The organism is Streptomyces sp. NPDC031479 (genome assembly GCF_055581065.1).
The window spans coordinates 1-17,223 of record NZ_JBVIKC010000068.1 but is presented as its reverse complement, the minus strand read 5'-3'; the positions used below and the strand labels follow the sequence as shown (position 1 = coordinate 17,223).

Annotated in this window: 11 protein-coding genes and 4 pseudogenes; 7 read left to right on the top strand and 8 right to left on the bottom strand. The window is 68.8% G+C overall.

The annotated features are described in order from the left end of the window. Positions 1-312: 312 nt before the first annotated feature. The 3 genes from ACZ5D2_RS38625 to ACZ5D2_RS38615 form a co-directional block, all read right to left on the bottom strand. Entirely contained in the window at positions 313-981 is a 669-nt protein-coding gene (locus ACZ5D2_RS38625) for a recombinase family protein (RefSeq protein WP_468936132.1), read from the bottom strand. A 124-nt stretch (positions 982-1,105) separates the two neighbouring features. Then, positions 1,106-1,582, bottom strand: a complete 477-nt coding sequence (locus tag ACZ5D2_RS38620; protein WP_468936129.1) for a hypothetical protein — start codon at positions 1,580-1,582, stop codon at positions 1,106-1,108. Next, a complete protein-coding gene (locus ACZ5D2_RS38615; RefSeq protein WP_468936126.1) occupies positions 1,579-4,560 on the bottom strand; it encodes a Tn3 family transposase in 2,982 nt (993 codons plus the stop codon). Before ACZ5D2_RS38615 ends, ACZ5D2_RS38620 begins: the two co-directional genes overlap by 4 nt. A gap of 124 nt (positions 4,561-4,684) precedes the next feature. Here ACZ5D2_RS38615 and ACZ5D2_RS38610 point away from each other — a divergent pair. After that, positions 4,685-6,925: pseudogene (locus ACZ5D2_RS38610) on the top strand (Tn3 family transposase); the annotation flags it as partial. Between the two features lie 230 nt (positions 6,926-7,155). Here ACZ5D2_RS38610 and ACZ5D2_RS38605 read toward each other — a convergent pair. Further along, positions 7,156-8,508 (bottom strand): PLL family lectin, encoded by a 1,353-nt coding sequence (locus ACZ5D2_RS38605; protein WP_468936123.1) that lies wholly within the window; start codon positions 8,506-8,508, stop codon positions 7,156-7,158. Positions 8,509-8,806: 298 nt separating this feature from the next. Here ACZ5D2_RS38605 and ACZ5D2_RS38600 point away from each other — a divergent pair, with 298 nt between their 5' ends. Next, entirely contained in the window at positions 8,807-9,688 is an 882-nt protein-coding gene (locus ACZ5D2_RS38600) for a glycine-rich domain-containing protein (RefSeq protein ID WP_468936120.1), read from the top strand. 81 nt (positions 9,689-9,769) lie between these two features. Here ACZ5D2_RS38600 and ACZ5D2_RS38595 read toward each other — a convergent pair whose 3' ends face one another. Beyond that, positions 9,770-10,258, bottom strand: coding sequence for a hypothetical protein (locus ACZ5D2_RS38595; protein WP_468936117.1), 489 nt, complete (start codon positions 10,256-10,258; stop codon positions 9,770-9,772). A gap of 238 nt (positions 10,259-10,496) precedes the next feature. Between ACZ5D2_RS38595 and ACZ5D2_RS38590 the strand changes: the two genes are divergently transcribed. Further along, positions 10,497-10,862 carry a DUF1330 domain-containing protein gene (locus ACZ5D2_RS38590; RefSeq protein ID WP_468936115.1) on the top strand — a complete coding sequence of 122 codons (366 nt, stop codon included), beginning with the start codon at positions 10,497-10,499 and terminating at the stop codon, positions 10,860-10,862. 78 nt (positions 10,863-10,940) lie between these two features. Here the strand turns inward: ACZ5D2_RS38590 and ACZ5D2_RS38585 are convergent. Beyond that, positions 10,941-12,523 (bottom strand): annotated as a pseudogene (locus tag ACZ5D2_RS38585) (ISL3 family transposase). Positions 12,524-12,803: 280 nt separating this feature from the next. Here ACZ5D2_RS38585 and ACZ5D2_RS38580 point away from each other — a divergent pair. Both ACZ5D2_RS38580 and ACZ5D2_RS38575 read left to right on the top strand, forming a co-directional pair. Then, positions 12,804-14,396: an ISL3 family transposase gene (locus ACZ5D2_RS38580; protein ID WP_468936112.1), complete on the top strand. Its 1,593-nt coding sequence runs from the start codon at positions 12,804-12,806 to the stop codon at positions 14,394-14,396. Between the two features lie 163 nt (positions 14,397-14,559). Continuing rightward, a complete protein-coding gene (locus ACZ5D2_RS38575; RefSeq protein WP_371674879.1) occupies positions 14,560-15,300 on the top strand; it encodes a barstar family protein in 741 nt (246 codons plus the stop codon). Positions 15,301-15,445: 145 nt separating this feature from the next. Here ACZ5D2_RS38575 and ACZ5D2_RS38570 read toward each other — a convergent pair whose 3' ends face one another. Then, positions 15,446-15,616, bottom strand: coding sequence for a hypothetical protein (locus tag ACZ5D2_RS38570; RefSeq protein WP_468936186.1), 171 nt, complete (start codon positions 15,614-15,616; stop codon positions 15,446-15,448). Then, the gene (locus tag ACZ5D2_RS38565) at positions 15,553-16,068 is read right to left on the bottom strand and encodes an alpha/beta fold hydrolase (RefSeq protein WP_468936180.1); all 516 of its coding nucleotides are present in this window, start codon (positions 16,066-16,068) and stop codon (positions 15,553-15,555) included. The genes ACZ5D2_RS38570 and ACZ5D2_RS38565 overlap by 64 nt, the downstream gene beginning before the upstream one ends. Before the next feature lie 479 nt (positions 16,069-16,547). Here ACZ5D2_RS38565 and ACZ5D2_RS38560 point away from each other — a divergent pair. Together ACZ5D2_RS38560 and ACZ5D2_RS38555 are read left to right on the top strand one after the other, a co-directional pair. Continuing rightward, positions 16,548-16,619, top strand: a pseudogene (locus tag ACZ5D2_RS38560) (hypothetical protein); the annotation flags it as partial. A gap of 339 nt (positions 16,620-16,958) precedes the next feature. Then, positions 16,959-17,077, top strand: a pseudogene (locus tag ACZ5D2_RS38555) (IS5/IS1182 family transposase); the annotation flags it as partial. Positions 17,078-17,223: the final 146 nt, after the last annotated feature.

Here is a 17,223-nt window from a genome sequence, read left to right as displayed (position 1 = left end):
CCACTGAGCACCATTTCTGCCCGGCCGACATCCCGACGTCTCACAGTCGGGCGCCGAGCTGCAGAGCACCGCCCTCGCAGCCGACACGGCAGGATCGGCCGAACGTAAGGCCCACCGGGTCTACGCCATCAGTTGGAACCTTGGACGCCCCTCACGATGTCCCGGTCCACATGGACGATGCACTCCTCAGCGCGGTGCCCGGCGCGGCCGGCGCCGTGGTTCTCCTGTTCCTCGGAGCGTGGGAGAACGACAGCGGGTGTGAGTAGTTGCCGTACAGAAAGTGCCGCTGAGATTGATCTTGCTGGCGCTGGGCTACTTCGCGGGGGCTTCAAGCTGGCGGGGTACGGCACCTGCGCGCAGTTCCCGCAGTTCCGGGATGTGGTTGTAGAGGGTGCCGGGTGAGACCCCGAGGAGCTTGGCGATCGAGGTGATCGAGCGGCCGGGGTCGGGCAGCAGGTCGCGGGCGGCGCGGATGACTTCCTCGGTGGCGACGCTGGGACGTCCGCCGACGCGGCAGCGGGCGCGTGCGGCGGCCAGGCCCTCGTTGGTACCGATGACGATGAGTTCGCGGATGAACTCGGCGAGTGCGGCGAAGACGTGGAAGACGAGCCGGCCACCGGGGGTGGTGGTGTCCAGGTTCTCGTGCAGCGACGTGAAGCCGATCCCGCGCTCGCGCAGCTCGGCGACCATGCTGATGAGGTCCTGGAGGCTGCGGCCGTAGCGGTCGAGCGAGGGCACCACGAGGGTGTCGCCCGGGTCGAGGAAGGCGTGGCACGCCTTCAGCTCGGGGCGGAGCGCGTTCTTGCCCGACTTCTTGTCCGCGAAGATCTTCCGGCACCCGGCGGCGGTGAGTGCGTCGAGCTGCCGCTCCAGCTTCTGCCCGCCCGTCGAGACCCGGGCGTATCCGATCTTGATCTCGGTGCGGACGAGCGGTTCGGCGACGAGGAGGTCCGGCCCGGCGGCCGATTCGAGGGCGGTCATGATCCCGGATCTTGTCAGAAAACGGCGGTCTGGGGTTCTTGAATTACCCAGGTTTTTGAAGGGGTTTCTGAAGGCCCTGAGGGGTTCGGGAGGCACTGTAGGGCGATCTTCGGAAAACGAACGTTTATTGAAGGCGGGGTGCCGGGCGGAGCAGCCCTGCGCGGAAGAGGTCGGAAGCGGCGGCTTCAATCTCGGCGCGTGCTGCGAACGGGAAGACGGACCGCCGATGGGTGTTCGCGACCACTGCCTGATCCAGGCTGCCGTGAGCCGAGACCGAGTGGAAGACCTCCAAGTCCTCCCGGCCGAACAGCAGGAACCCCTCATCGGTCCGCGTGTCCTCGATGGCCAGCCAGTGGGCCTGCCACCCCCACTGCACGTACGAGGGGATGGCCAGGCGGTCCGGCAGCTCTGCGAGGTGGTCGACCGCGTCGTCCGGGTTATCCCTGTGCCAGTAGATCAGGGCCCAGGGCCCCTGGTGCAGGCGCTTGTCCAGGCCCTGGGCCCAGTGGCAGTCCGGGCAGTGGACGACGGGCTGCCCGTCGAACCTCCGGTCGTAGTCTGCGGCTGGACGGTGCGGCGCGGCGGTTCGGTACGCGTTCATCGGGCCTCTGCGACGGTCGGGGCGGGATGCGCCGGGGTGCGGGGGCGGGACACGGCGGTGACCGTCCCCAGGTCGAGCCGCTTGTCCATGTCCAGGCGGAAGGTGCCGTACGGGTTGCAGTTGGACCAGAACAGCGCGGTCAGTCCGCGCCGGTCCTCGGCCGACAGCTTCTTCGCCCACTTCGGCTCGGCCAGTACCTGCTGGAGCAGCAGCGTGTTGACGTGAACGAGGCTGGACTGGAGCAGGTGCAGAGCGAGCATCGACGTCTCGGCGTGCTCCTTGTCCGGGCCGGTCAGGGCGCCGTCCTTGCCGTAGTGCAGCACGGTGTTCGCGCTGTTCCAGTTCTCCACGACCTGGAGGCCACCGTGGATCTCCCGGCGCAGGTCGGAGCTGGCCAGGTAGTCGCAGGCGAAGATGGTGCGCACGGCGCGGCCGAGTTCTTCGAGCGCGGCGTAGGTGGGGTGCTTGGGGCCGCCGCGGGTGAAGCGCCGCAGCACCTGCTCGGCCTCCGCGGTGCCCAGGCGCAGGGCGGTGGCGTACTTGACCATCTGGTCGTACTGCTGCTCGATCAGGTCCCAGCGGATCGGCCGGGTCAGTGAGCCGCCGAGGGCCGACCAGCCGGGCGGGGCGTCGTCCGGCCGGTACAGGCGGATGCTGCCGATGTTCTTCAACCTGGGCAGCAGCCGGAAGCTGAGCAACTCGGTGAAGGCGAACCCGACCACGGAGGCGCCGTGGGTGTCGACGTAGTTGGACTCGATCTCGGCGTCCGTGCAGTGCCTCAGCAGGCCCTCGATCATCGCCGCGACCTCGGACGACGAGCAGGACTTCAGCTGGGAGTAGATGCAGACGTTCTTCTTCTCGACATGCCAGTAGATCATCACTCCGTTGCCGCCGTAGCGGGCGTGGTACTCGGTCATGAAGTTCGAGGACCAGGACCCGAACTTCTTCGAGTCCGACGCGCACGCGGTGCCCTGCCCCCACCATGCCGCGTCCCGGGCGGCGAACGTGCCGTTCACCAGCTTCGTCACGGCGGCGCGGAGGTTGTCGACGGTGATGAAGTGCCGGCGCACGTGCCGCAGCGCGGCCTCACTCTCGCCGTGCTCGCCGGTCGACACGATCGCCCGGATACCCATGTTGGTGCCCAGGGCGAACAGAGCGAGTAGCAGGCGCCGCTGAAGGGTGGCGCGGTCGATCCGCTCGTACGCGGCGACCGAGGAGAACTCGTCGGTGAAGCCGGTGAGGAAGTCGGCGTTCTTCAGCACGTCCAAGAGATCGAGCACCCCCCATCGGCGCACGACCTCGTCCTTGAGGGCCTGGAGGCCGGTGGGCTCTTCCAGCGGCTCCAGCTTCGGCACGGTGATCCACGGCTCGCCCTTGCGGGTGGTGACCCTCACCCCGCCCGCCGAGCCGTTCGTGAGCGCCGCCGACAGCCGGTCCAGGCCGTCCGTCATCCGCCGCGTCAGGCCCGCGATGAACTCCCTGGGGTCCTCGGGCTGGCGGATCGCGGCGTAGTGCACGGTGCGGGCCAACTCGAAGTCGCCGGGCAGGTCGTCCTCCGGGTCGCCCCACTGCCTCCCGCCCTCGACATAGATCTCCCGGCGCCGGATCGCGTCCCGCAGCGCCACCAGCACGCACAGCTCGTACGGGATGCGCTCGATGCGGCCCTTGTCATCGACGACGGCCTCGCGCCAGTCCTTGCGGACGACGCCATCCATCGGCACTCTGTCGCCGGCGTCGTAGAAACGGGTCTTGCCGTCGACGTCGGCGTACTTCTCCAGCAGCGTGAGCGCGTCCATCACCGGCCGGTAGGCGGTGTTGTTGCCGCGGAAGCCCAACGTGTTCAGTAGCGGCGCCAGCATCTGCCGGTAGTACGAGCTGTATGACGAGCGCAGCGTGGTGCGGACCTTGGCCTTGAACGCCTTCTCGTTGGCCTTGGCCTCCGCGACCAGGTCGCGCAGCGTCTTCTCACCCACCACCGGGTACAGCACCGCGCGCACGGTCCCCTCGGGCCGGCCCACCGCCGCGTCCGCGAGCCGGAAGAGGATGCCTTCCTTGCCCCGGACCTTCTTCAGCTCCGCCGTCAGCTGCCGCTCCACCCGCCGCTCGGCACGGGCGTTGATCTTGTGGACCAGGGCGACGAGCAGTTCCACCAAGGCGTCGGTGATCTCCGCCTGCCGGGACGCGCACAGCGCGGCCAGCAGCGTGGTCCGCACGTCCTCGCCCGCATCACGGAAGTCCGAGGGGTACATCTTGATCGCCCGCGCCCGCCACGCGGCCACCAGCTTCTCCGAGCAGTCCGCGAACAACCCCTCCGGCAAGCCGAGCCGCCGGACGGCAGTCAGCTTGGTGATCTCCGTCAGCAGCGAGTCCAGCCCCACCGCGCCCGGGTCCCGCTTCAGCGCGGCCAGCAGCGCCGTGCCGTCCTCGCTGCCCTCCTCCACGAGAGCCAGCAGGCGTCCGGCACACGCCCCGCCCAAGCACTCGACGGTCTGCGCGCAGAAGACGCGATCGGCCCGCGCCCGCGCGGCGGCCACGATCCTCTCGGTTCGCCCCGGGGGTTCGATGCGGTCGCTGCGGCACTGCACGAGCAGGGCCTCGCGCAGCCGGTCCTCGACCAACTCCAGCGGGCAGACCTCATCGGCGAGCCAGGCAGTCAGCCGTTCCTCGTCGGCGCGGGTCGCGGGGCGGAACCCGAGGGCCTCGCGGATCTGCGTCCGGTGAGCCTTCGCCGACCGGGACGACAGGTCGTACTTCGCCAACTCCTCCGCCGGCACCTTGACCACGCTGGCCACGTAGTCGACCGCCGCGGGCGGGACCTCCTCCACGAACTGGGGGAACCGGCCCTCCAGCTCGAAATACTTCAGCATCAGCACGAACCCGAGCCGGGTCGGGCCCGACTTGTTCGCGACCAGATCCCAGTCACTGCCCACCGGCGTCCAGCACGCCACCACGTCCTCGGGCGACCACTCCCGCCGCATGACCGTTCCCGCTCCTCCGTCGACTCCTCGTTCGGCCTAACGAACAGGCCGAGCAGGAGCAACGGGAGAGAAGAGGAAGCCGACCGCTACTTTGCACCGTGGGTCAGGGATAGGAGACCGGGGCCTGTTCGCGCTGCTGATGCAGGTGAAGCTGATCAGCGTGGCGAAGCGGGCCACCGACCGGGAGTGGCTGGCCGCACGTCCTCGCCTGGCGAAGGCGTCGCGGACGGTGCAGGCGGCGCTGCGGCTGTGGAACGGGCAGCTGGACCTGGTCGCCGAGACGGGCGCCGACCTGGACGCGGCGGCGATGTTCCGGGCCCTGGAGGCCGAGGTCGCCCCGCGCGCCGAGGTCGAGGCCGCGGTGCGGCTGCTGGACGAGCTGCTGCCGCCCGGGGACGACGAGGCGGAGGCGGAGGTGCGCCGTCAGCTGGCCGGCCGGTACAACACGGTGCGGCCGTTCCTGTCGCTACTCGGCGAGTCCCCGGCGCTCGGCGCGGCCTCCGGCGGGCGGCGGGTGCTGGAGGCGGTGAAGCGGTTGCCCGCGCTCGCGCGGCGCAAGGTGAAAGCGAAGCCGCTGCTGCCCCGCGAGGTCGACCAGAAGCTGGTGCCGCCGGCGTGGAAGAAGGCGGTGTTCTCCAACCCCGATCTGCCGTCCGGCGCGGTGGACCGCGACGCCTACGTGGTGTGTGTGCTGGAACAGCTCTACCGGGCGCTCGGGCGCCGCGACGTCTTCGCCACCCCGTCCGCCCGCTGGGCCGACCCGAGGGCCCGGCTGCTGGACGGGCCGGGGTGGGAGGCGGTGCAGGCCGACGTCCTGCACGGCCTGAGCCTGGACCAGCCGGTGGAGGAGCACCTGGCGGAGCGGGTCGGCGCGCTGGACGCCGCGTGGCGGCTGATGGCCGAGCGGCTGGAGGAGGCAGGGCAGGACGCGAAGCTGTCCTTCGAGGTCCAGTCGAACGGCCGGTTGAAGCTGAACGTGGACCGGCTCGGCGCGCTCGGCGAGCCGAAGTCCCTGCGGTGGCTGCGGCGGACCACCGGGGCGATGCTCCCGAAGGTCGACCTGCCGGATCTGCTGTTCGAGGTCGACTCCTGGTCCGGGTTCCTGGACGCCTTCGTCCACCTCGGGGACGGCCGCACCCGCATGGACCGCTTGAAGACCTCGCTGGTGGCGCTGCTGGTCGCCGAGGCGTGCAACATCGGCTACACGCCGGTCACCGACGCGGACGACGAGGCGCTGACCCGGGCCCGGCTCGCACACGTCGACCAGTACTACCTGCGCTCGGACACGATCGCCGCCGCGAATGGCCGGCTCGTGGCGGCCCAGGGGCGGGTGCCGATCGTCTCCCACTGGGGTGAGGGGCTGCTGGCCTCGGTCGACGGGCTGAGGTTCGTGGTGCCGAAGCGGACCATCAGTGCTGGCCCGTCGCCGAAGTACTACCACTTCAAGCGCGGGATCACCTGGCTGAACGCGGTGAACGACCAGGTCGCCGGGATCGGGCAGATGGTGGTGCCGGGTACCCCGCGCGACTCACTGTTCATCCTGGACACCCTGCTGAACCTGGACGGCGGGGTGCGGCCGGAGATGGTTGCCACCGACAACGCCTCGTACTCGGACATGGTGTTCGGCCTGTTCAGCATGCTCGGCTACAACTTCTCGCCCCGCTTCCGGGACCTCGCGGACCAGCGGTTCTGGCGGGCCGAGCTGCCCGGGACGCCCGCCGGCGGGTACGGGCCGCTGGAGCCGCTGGCCCGCAACAAGGTCAGCCTGGCCAAGGTGATCACGCACTGGCCGGACATGCTGCGGGTGGCCGGCTCCCTGGTGACCGGGCAGGTCCGCGCCTACGACCTGCTGCGGATGTTCGGCCGTGAGGGCCGCCCGACCCCGCTTGGGCAGGCGTTCATGGAGTACGGACGGATCGCCAAGACCCTGCACCTGTTGCGGGTGGTCGACCCGGTGGACGACACCTACCGCCGGCAGATGAACCGTCAGCTCACCGTCCAGGAGTCCCGCCACAAGCTCGCCCGCGACATCTGCCACGGCAAGCGCGGGCAGATCATGCAGGCGTACCGCCAGGGCCAGGAGGACCAGCTCGGGGCGCTCGGCCTGGTCCTCAACGCCGCGGTGCTGTGGACCACCCGCTACCTGGAAGCCGCCGTCGAACAGCTGCGGGCCCTGCCCGCCGGCCAGCGCGAGCACGACGTCCTGGACGAGGACGTCGCCCGCCTCTCCCCGCTGCGGCACGCCAACCTCAACGTGCTCGGCCGTTACAGCTTCCGCCCCTTCGTCCCGACCGACGGCGCCCTGCGGCCCCTGCGCGACCCGGACGAAGCCGCGGACGAGGACGACGAGGCAGGGCCGGGCTGAACGCCGGCCCGGCCGAATCTGACGACGGGCAGTGGAAGTTGACCTGTAGGAGTCTGTCCGGGAGCGCGGCGATGCCGCCGACGCGTCCCGCGTGGCGAGCCGTGCAGCCCGGGCCTTCTTCGTGAAGTCCTGCCTCGCGTCCTGCAGATTTCCAGGATCAGGAGGGGGGTCCTTCCCTCGGGAGGTCACCCGGTCGAGTGGCCTCCCGAGGGGGCGGTCATGTTCGGTGTTTACGGTGTGTCGGCGGTGGCGGCTGCGTATTCGGCGGCGATCCGGTTTTCCTCTTCGGCGGTGGCTGCGCCGGCGGGCAGGCCACCGTGGCCGCGGTGGACGACCAGGAGCTGGTCTGCTCCGATGCCGTTCTTGTCGCGGAAGACCACGGCGGCGGGTCCGGCGCTGCTGAGGTGGTCCGGGAGCCTCTGGGACCCGGTCCATGCCTGCCCGGTGCGGAGCTTCGTCCACCACAGGCTCTGATCGTTGCCGCCCCAGCCTCGGTGGATGCAGTACAGCTCTCCGCCGTACACGGCCAGGGCCGGTCCTTCCAGGCTGTTGTTCTCCCGGAACTTGTTGTCCGGGCCCCAGCCGGTGGCGGTGGTGTAGGTGGCGTGCCACAGGGAGACGTCGCTCCCTCCGCCGCGGTGGACGAGGTGGAGCTTGTTGTCGTAGACCGCCAGCGCGGGGTAGGAGGCCGTCTGGTGGCCGGGCAGCTTGGTGTCCCTGCTCCAGCCGGTGGCGGTGGTGTAGGTGGCATGCCAGATGTTGTGGTCGTTGCCGGCCTGGGCGCGGTGGACGAGGTGGAGCTTGTTGTCGTAGACCGCCAGGGCCGGCCCACGGCAGGTCTGGTGGTCGGGGAGTTGGACGGGGGCGCTCCAGCGGCTGCCGTCGAAGACGGTGTGCCACATATGGTTGTTGCTCTCCGACTTGTGGACGCTGTGGAGCTTGCCGTCGTAGACCGCCAGCGCAGGCCCCTCCGACGACCTCATGGCACCGCCGAACTTGGTGTCGGGGGACCAGCCGGACTCGGGGTTGTAGACGGAGTACCAGAGCTCGTTGTCCTTGCCTCCGCGGTGCGCGCACACCAGGCCCCCGTTGAAGGCGGCCAGGGAGGGGTTACTCGCCGACTGGTGGTCGGTGAACTTCTCGTCCTGGCCCCATCCCTTACCCCCTTCGAAGACGGTCCACCACATGTTGATGTCCTCGGGGCCCCGCTTGCGGACCGGGATGAGCGCGCCCGGCACGATCCACGGCGAGACGAGCTTGCAGGGGTTCCCGTTGGAGACCCTCTTGATCCACTCCGAGCGGAGCTTCGCGTACACCTCCACGATGGTCCCGAAGGGCTCGGGCAGGAACTGGCTGACGACATCGCCGATGAGTTCCGCGACCTCCGCCGCGAGGGCGGCGGCCTCCTCGTTGAGGTGGACCTCGTACTTCCACCAGGACGTCTGAACCCACACCTCGATGCCGCGCGCTTCCAGTTCCTTGCGCGCATGTTCGGCCCGGGCTACGACGTCCGCCGAGGCGACGTACGCCGCGACCTCCGCCGGCAGGTAGCCCTGGGCGGCCGTGGTCTCATCTGTGGCCATGGGAATCCTCTCGGGTCGCGCACGGTACCCGCCGACCCGGCCCTCACCGGCTCGACGCGGATAGCATCCGCAGGGCAACCGCTGCGCCAGGGCAGAGCCTTGCAGCAATCCGTGACGAATGAGGTGCCGACGGTAACTTTGGTGCCCGGGTAGATCCGGTCTGGCAGGAAACGCCCGTGGGCAGGCTGATATGCCGTACTTGCCACGGGCTCGGGGCCGTGACCAGCGACCCGCACTCGGCCTTCGTCGGGCGGCGGTGTTCGCCGTCTCCAACGTGCCGGACGCTCGTTGAGCGGGCATGAAGATCACTTTTCCCGGCGGCCGGTCGGCCTCTGTGCCAGCACTTCACTCGAGTGTGGCCGCGGCGGGTGCATGCCCCGCTGCCCACGCCTTCGCGAGCCGAACCGTGCCCCGACTCGCGGTCCCTGCCGGAGTGACCGCCCTCGCCGGGGTGACAGCCCTCCTGGGCGGATTCGCAGCGCCTGCCGCGACCGCCGCACCCGCTACTGCAGAGCCCGGCTCCCGGGTGTACGCCCAGCCCGTCAACGGCGCGCCCTTTGCGGTGCCTGACGGCGTCACGAAAGTCACTGTTCATGCCACCGGAGGTGGAGGAGGAGGCGGCGGAGGGTGGGCCTACGCCTGGGAGACTGACTGGTCCGGCGCTGGTGGCGGTGGTGGCGCGATGGTGACGTGCACCATCGATGTCACCCGGATCCGGACCCTCTACGTCCGCGTCGGCGAGGGGGGCACCGGAGGACCCGGAGCCGTCCTGAACGGCGAGGGCCGGGCAAAGGGCGGCCCGGGCCGCGAGGGCGAAAGTTCCAGCGTGGGCGCTCCGCAGCTACCCAACATGGCTGTCGGCGCGCACGGAGGCAAGGGCGGGTACGAGGAAACGCAGGTGCTGAGCCCCATCAACAAGATCCGCGTACCGGCCGGTGGCGCTGGCGGCGCCGGCAGTCTCAGCGCGCTGCCCTGCTCCGAGGTGATCCCCGGCGGCAGGGGTGCACCCCCTGGATTCCAGAAGGACGTAGGGGGCACAGGCGGCAGGGCTGCACACGGCCGGGGCTGCCCCGAGAGTGCTGGCAGTGGTGGACGGGGCGGACTCCAAGGACCGGGTCATAGAGAGAACGGATTCCCCGGGGCCCAGGGCAGCTCCGGCTGCGTGGTCCTCTCCTGGTAGCACGGCGCACCAACCAAGGAAGCCACCGGTGAGGGAATTGGGCCGCCCGAGGACTGCGGGCACTCCTCGGGTGGCGGCCGCCTACCTGTTCAGGGTGATCGGAGTGCAGGAGGGGCCGGCGCAGCCGATGAGCTGGTTCTGGTCGATGGGCAGGGCGCGGCTGGCGCGGACCGAGGGGAACTGCTCGGTGGCGGGCCTGGCGGTGTATTCCGCGAGGACGGCCCCGGTGGCGTCCACGACGGTGATGACGGAGGGCACGACCGAGCCGCCGGTAACGACAAGCTGCGGGACGCGGCCGGTGTAGCGGACGCTGAATGTACCCACGTCCTCCGCCCGGACCTCGGCGACAGGCACCTCCTGCAGAGTCTCGACGGGCGTGATGTCGGTGACCGGGATGGTGCCCCTGGTGATCCCGGTGCTGCCGTCACCGCCCCCGTCACCGGTCAGCGCGCCCAGGTCGGTGGAGCCGGGATCCTGCGCGGTGACGGCGCCCGAGCGGGCCGCCTGGATGACGTCGTCGATCTTGTAGTCCGGGACCGCGATGTCGAGTTCGTCTCGGTCGGCACTCATGTGCTCACTCCTCACAGACCAGTGGCACAGTTGCCACACTCTGCGATCGTTTCATGGCACTCCGTGGCTGCGTAGGTGAGAACAAGGTTCTGGAACACATTCCGTGAGAGGCAGGCTGTGGGGCGGGCGGCGGCCTTGGTGCATGTTTGCGATGTGGCGGCGATTACCCCTGGGGTAATCGCACCGGCCAAGCACCCTCAGCTACGTTCTGGTCGTCCCCCCGGAACGAAGGAGCCCCATGGTGCCCGCTTATGGCTTCGCTCATCTCCGCAGCCGCCGAAATCACTCAGACATCATGGAGTACCTAGAGCGCATCCAGGCGACCCTCGACCCCTTCGCGGGCCGTTTCGTCATCCACGGTCCGCCGGCCGAAGTCGTGGAGGGGACGTGGCCCGGCGGCATGGTGCTGATCGAGTTTCCCAGCCTGGCTGAAGCCCGTGCCTGGTACGACTCTCCCGCCTACCAGGCCATCCTGCGCCTGCGTACCGACCATATCGAGGGCGACTTGCTGCTGATCGAGGGCGTCGGGCCCAACTACGACCCGGCCGAGCGGGCTCGCACGTTGCGAACAGAAGCGGAGCGAGCGGGTCAGTCGGGCATGTAGTCCTGGCAGCCGCCTCTTCCGGCGCTGAGATAGTTCGCTGGTTGTTTTTCCTAATCAGTCACTCTCTGAGCAGCAAAGTCATCGGGCGGCGGTGAGAAGTACCCGTTTGCGGAGGAGTGGGAGCTTGGCGCGGCCGAACATCTGGCGCTTGACCATCTTGATGTGGTTGACGCGGCCTTCGACGGGACCGGAGTTCCAGTGAGTCGTCAGGCCCTGGACGACGGCGTCCCAGTCCTTCTCCAGGCCGGTGGCGAAAGAGTGAAGGTTGGGAAGTTCCTCGGCTCGCGCGCTGACGACCCAGTCCTGAGATGCTGGCCGGTGCGGGTAGAGAGGATCTCGGCGAAGCCGCGAACGAGACGGTGGGTTGCAGCGAGTTCCGGGCAATGAGTGAGGACTTCAGTCAGCTGCCGGCCCTCACTCTCCGAGAGCCGGTCGGGGTGACGCATGATCCACCCGGTGACTTGCCGAACCGTTGGCGGCGCGGGCCCGACGACGCGGATGCGGCGTCGGCGGCGTGGCCGCAGGTAGTCACTGATGATCTGGTAGCTGCCGCGGTAGCCGAGGGCCTGGAGCTCGGAGTGGAGCTGGATCGCGTTGGTGAGTCCTTCTGCCCAGCGTTTGTCCAGGTGGGGCTTGTAAGGGTCGAGCTGGCTGGGCCGTGGTTGCCGCCGGCCGCCGAGCAGCTCCTCTGGATTTGCCGCGCGGGCACATCGCCGGACCGTGTTCCCGCCCATGTGTAACTCGCGGGCGATCTCCCGGATGCCGTGGCCCTGGTCGAGGAGCGTGTGAACGAGGGCGTGACGTGCACGGATATGGGCTTCGAACGGTGACATCTCCTTTGCTGGAGGCAGTTCAGTGTCCGGCAGGTCACCGGGACCGGAGCTGGGTGGCAGAAGACATCCGTTGTGCTGGCGCACGCCTTGTTCCACCGCGGTGCCGAGGTTCTGCCACAGGTGAAAACGGTCAGCGACCTGGACGGCTTGCGGGGCTCCGATGCGAGCGCCTTCAGCGTAGGAGCCCGCACGATCTCGGCAGATCACCTCGATTCCAGGATGCTCACGCAGCCATGCGGCCAGGGTCCCGGCGTCCCGTCCTGGCAGCAGGTCAAGCGGCTTGCGGGTCTCGCAGTCGATGAGCACGGTCCCGTAATGCCGCCCGCGGCGGGTCGCGAAATCATCGACCCCGAGCACCTTGGGCACTGCCCAGGACGGGTCAGGCAGCGCCATCAGCAGCCTCAGCAGCGTCGTCCGACTGACCACACTGTGCAGCACCACGGCCAGCCGGGCTCCCGCCCGGCCGGCGAGTGCGACGGCCACGGCCTCCAGGAGCCGGCGCGAAGCAGGGGTCCGTCTCCCGTAGCGGAACGTCAGCCCCCCGACCTGCTCGACGAACGTACGACGCCCACACCGGTCGTTTTCGCAGTACAACCGCCGTACGGTCAGCTTGATCAGAACCGGCTGGTCGCCAACCGGGGTGTCGGCCAGCCGACGTTCGTAGCAGCTGTGCACGCGATCCGATGGAAGCCCACAGTCCGGGCACGAAACACTGCCATCCAGGGTCCTCGCCACGATGTGCACCACCCCGCACTCCGTGAACACTCGCTCCACCAGCACCGCGTTGAAGTGCGGAAACAGCACTGTTATGAGGTCATCACACCGCACCACGGTCCCAGATGACGCCAGGTCACCGTGGCAGAACCCAGGTGATCGTCTTCATGGAATGTGTTCCAGAACCGAGAACAAAGAACGGATGTCGGTGGGTTTCGGGTTCTGGCACAGATCTTGGGGAGTCGTTGCGGAGGGTTACCTCGGTGTTCGATTGCGAGGTGCCGACTCGGGTGAGACGGCGTACGCCTTGTCGTCTGACAGTCGGAAGTGACGCTCCCTCAGGTACCTGTCCGGCTGCTGCTGTGGCCGGTCGTGGACGGTGATGGTGCTGGTCATGCAGACCGATGCACCGTTCTGGGACTCGCTGGTGTTCGAGGGGATCGATGATGTGGATGTCGAGGCGGTTACGGCCGCGTTCGGCACGGTCGAGGTGCTCGCGAGAGGCCGAGCGGACGAGGCTGGATGCCCAGACTTCGGCCACCTCTCGGACAGGGTCCACGACCGCTATCAGCGCAAGCTGAAGGACCTTCCGCTCGCTGAGCAGGGCTTTACGATCCGGCTGACGGTCCGGCGCTTCATCTGCGAGTCGACGGACTGCCCACGCCGGACCTTCGCTGAGCCGTTCTCGGGGCTGGCCGCCCCGTACGCACGGTTCACGACTCGACTCAACCGAGCCCTGGAACGAGTGGGGCTCGCGCTGGCCGGGCGAGCCGGCGCCCGGCTGGCTGGCCACCTGGGCTTCGGCGCGGGACGGATGACATTGTTGCGCAGGGTCATGGCACTGCCTGATCCGCAGTTCAGTACCCCGCGTGTGCTGGGCGTGGACGACTTCGCCATCCGTCGCGGTCAGACCTACTCCACGGTCTTGACCAGCGTCGAAGACCATCGCGTGGTCGATGTACTCCCGACACGTGAAGCCGGGCCGCTGGCCGCGTGGCTGGTTCGTCACCCCGGCGTGGAGATCATCTGCCGGGACCGTGCAGGCGCCTACGCCGAGGGTGCCCGGCGCGGTGCCCCCGACGCTCTGCAGGTCGCTGACCGGTTCCACCTGTGGCAGGGCCTCGGCCGGGCCGTGGAAACCTGCGTCGCCGCCCACCGCGACTGTCTGCGCCGCCCTTCGCCCAGCAACATCTTGCCGGAAACCGCCCGACTGACTTCGGGCCGACCGCAGGACGACCCGGCGCCCGTCGGCCGGCGGGCTGAGCGCAAGAAGGCCGCGCATGCCCTGGTCCACGAGCTCCTTGCCCAAGGCCACTCGCGCCGGGCGATCGCCCGGCACCTGAGCTGGGGTCTCAACACCGTGCTCAGATACGCGAACGCCGCACGCTGGCAGGACACCATCCGCGAGAACCGGCCCAGACCCAGCAGGCTGGACCCCTACAAGCCTTACCTGGAACGGCGCTTCGCAGAGGGATGCACCAGCGTCACCCGCCTCTACAGCGAACTCGTTGCCGACAATGCGCCCGTCACCTACCAGATGGTCCGCAGCCACGTTGCCACCATCCGTGGCGCTCCGGCCGGAGCGCCGCCCCGGCCGCCGACGGTGCGGCAGGTGACCGGCTGGCTCACCCGGCATCCCACCGCGCTGAGCGAGGACGACCGCGCCGGCCTGAAGGATGTCCTGGCACGCTGCCCCGAACTGGACACGGCCGCCGGACATGTCCGCGACTTCGGCGAAATACTCACCGACCGCCTCGGCGCCCGGCTCCCTGCCTGGATCCACGCAGTCGACGCCAGCCAACTGCCCGGCCTCACCGGCTTCGCACTCCACCTGCTCCGAGACCTCGATGCCGTGACGGCCGGACTCACCCTCCCGTGGAGCTCCGGCAGCATCGAGGGCGCCGTCAACCGCATCAAGAAGATCAAAAGGCAGCTCTACGGACGAGCTGGCTTCCACCTGCTGCGGAAGATGATCCTGCTGCAGTAGCCCCGCAAAGCAAGGACGGATCCGAAGCTCAAACCTTCGGCTGTCCGTTCGCATTGAAGATGGTCGATAGCCTCCTGACCTGGGCAGACCGTGCTCGTTGGGCGCGATCTACGCTCCTTTAATCGCTCGGGCTCCGAGTACGTGCCGTGCGAGGATCTCACCCATGACGACCGTGCCCACGCTGACGGAACGCCGCTCTCCATGGGTCGTGTTCACCTCTCCGGCCGACCCATGGCTAGCGTTGGAAACGGCCGCGCTCGTGCAGCGAAACGGTCTCGTCCTGCGGCTGGACGGCCGGGAAATGCAGGATGCGGCGTCCGTCTTCCGCACCTTCGCCCGGGACCTGTCGTTCCTCGGCTACTTCGGCCACAACTGGGACGCGCTCGTGGACTGCCTCCACGACTGGCACGGTCCAGGCCACGGAAACCAGGACCTCGCGATTCTGATCGAGCACGCGGACGACCTGCTGAAGTCGGACTTCCTCGGGCTGTTCGTATCGGTTCTCGCCCAGGCAGCCTGGAACTCCAACCTCCGCCTGGACGCCGACGGAGAGTCGGATGAGTGGTGGCGGCCGCGCATGGTCCAGCACTTCGTCTTCCTCCTGGATCACACAGCCCCCGTTGCCTTCACCGAGAAGGCAGCCCGCGGCATGGACGTGGCGGTGGCGCTCGCGGAAGGCCGCCTGCTCGCCACCCTGACCGACATCGACTGGCCCGGCGGAGACCCCGCGTCCGCCCCCTGGACGGCCGGCCCGCTCTCCTTCGCAGACGAAGAGATCCTCGGCGGCATGACCATCAAGGCCATCAAACTGATCCGAGACCACCTCAGCTGCTCGATCCACGAGGCCCTGGAGATCCTCCAGTCCCGCTCTGAGCAACTGCTCCGCGAACATTCGAACGACTGAATGGCCAGCCGCGCAGGACACGCCCATCCTCGAACACCGCAATGACTCTCCGCGATGGCTCCCCAAGATCTGTGCCAGAACCTGTAACTCGCTAACAAAGCCAGCCCCGTCAAGGCTCGGCGGTGGAGCAGGCGCAAGCTTGGTCTCAGGCGCCCAGCCTGACTGCGCGGCGTACGTCTTCGGCATAGGCCTCGGGCTGTTCCCAGGCCGCGAAGTGACCGCCTGCCCGGTGTTCCACATAGTCGCGAATGTTCAGGAACGTCTCGGCGTAGCTTCGCGGCTCCGGTTTGATGTCGTGAGGGAAGACGGACAGCACGGTCGGCGTGTCGAGCCGGTCGGGAAGGTCGACCGGCTCGACGTAGGTGGTGAAGGAGGTGCCGATCGTGCCGGTGACCCAGTAGGCGCTGACCCAGGTGAGGAGCTCGTCCGTGGTGAAGGCCGATCCGTCTGACCAGGACTCCAGGGCGTGAGCTTCACCGGGTCCGCCGCAAGCGCACGCTGCGGGGCGGTGTTCGTGAGGTGCAGGGCGGCCACCCGGTCCGGGTATTCGGCAGCGAGGACTTCCGCGACGGTGCCACCCACGTCGCTGCCGGACAGCGTGTACCGCGAGTATCCGAGCTCGTCCAGCGCGGCGGCGACGATCCCGGCAATCTGATGGGACGACATGCCGGAGGTGGTGAGCGGGGCCGCGAACGGGAAGCCCGGCAGCGCAGGGACCACGACGTGCAGATCCGTCAGCAGCGGCAGAACCCGCTCGAACCGCAACACCGAGTCCGGCCAGCCGTGCAGCAGCACGACGACCGGGGCGTCGGCGTGCCGTGGGGCGCGAACCGCCGCTGGGAGGGCTTGACGTGCCGTGTCTGCCCCTTCTTCTCCACGTGAGAGTGCAGGGTGCGCCTCACGGAGTCGTTCGTTTCCACCATGACCTCGTCCGGGGCGAGCGGGAAGTGGTCGTGGAGAAGGCACAGACCGAAGCGGTTCGGGTTCCCGTGCTTTTCGAGCACCTCGACCAGGTCCCGTAAACGAACCTCGCGTCCGACGGCCCGAGCCCTTCCGCTTCCTCGAAGCGGGGGAGCGGCTTCCTTGTGGTGGCTTCCTTCGGGTGGGTCATGGCACGTCCTGTGGATGGTGGGCAGGAACCGTCGGACATGACGGATGCGGAAATGGGCCGAGGTCCGTGCTGTTCTGCCGGTGCCAGCCTGGCTGGAGGGCCGGGCGGGTAGCCGGAGGGCTACTGCCACCGGCAGATGGCCGACGCGGTCCGCTATCTGGTCGCGGGCGGTATCACGTGGCGGTCGACGCCCTCGGACTTCCCCGCCTGGGACCGCGTCTACGCATTCTTCCGCTGCTGGCGCGACAAGGGCCGGACCGCCGAGTTCCACGACCGGCTGCGGGACCGGATCCGTGAAGCCGCCGGACGCGACCGGGAGCCGACGGCGGGCGTGATCGACGCCCAGTCGGTGAAGGCGGCTGCCTCGGTGCCGGCCGCGACCAGGGGCTCGCCGGGGAGACGTGCTGGTGAACCGCTTCCAGTTCGTCGCCGACCACCAGCGCCGCTACGGCGTGAGGCGGATCTGCGTCATCGTGGCGCGAAGGCCTCGCCCGCCTCGGTGTCCCCGGTCGTGGTGCGGTGCCTGCGGAGGGCCGCTTTCTTCATCGCAGAGTTCGTCCTGCTGGACGGCACTCTCGCCGAGTGCGACCGCGTCGCGTCGGCGACAGCCCGGCGGACCACTCGGCCAAGCATCGCCGACACGGCGCGAACGTCCAGGTCGTCACTCTTGCCCGGCGGACGGAACGCCCACGCGCCGGCGGAAACAGCCGGCGAGCGTTCTGGTCGGGGTTGGTCAGGACGACATGATGAAACGCAGGGCGAGGCCGGAAGCGGTGATCCAGTAGGTGACGCGGGCCCCGTCGTCGAACGGC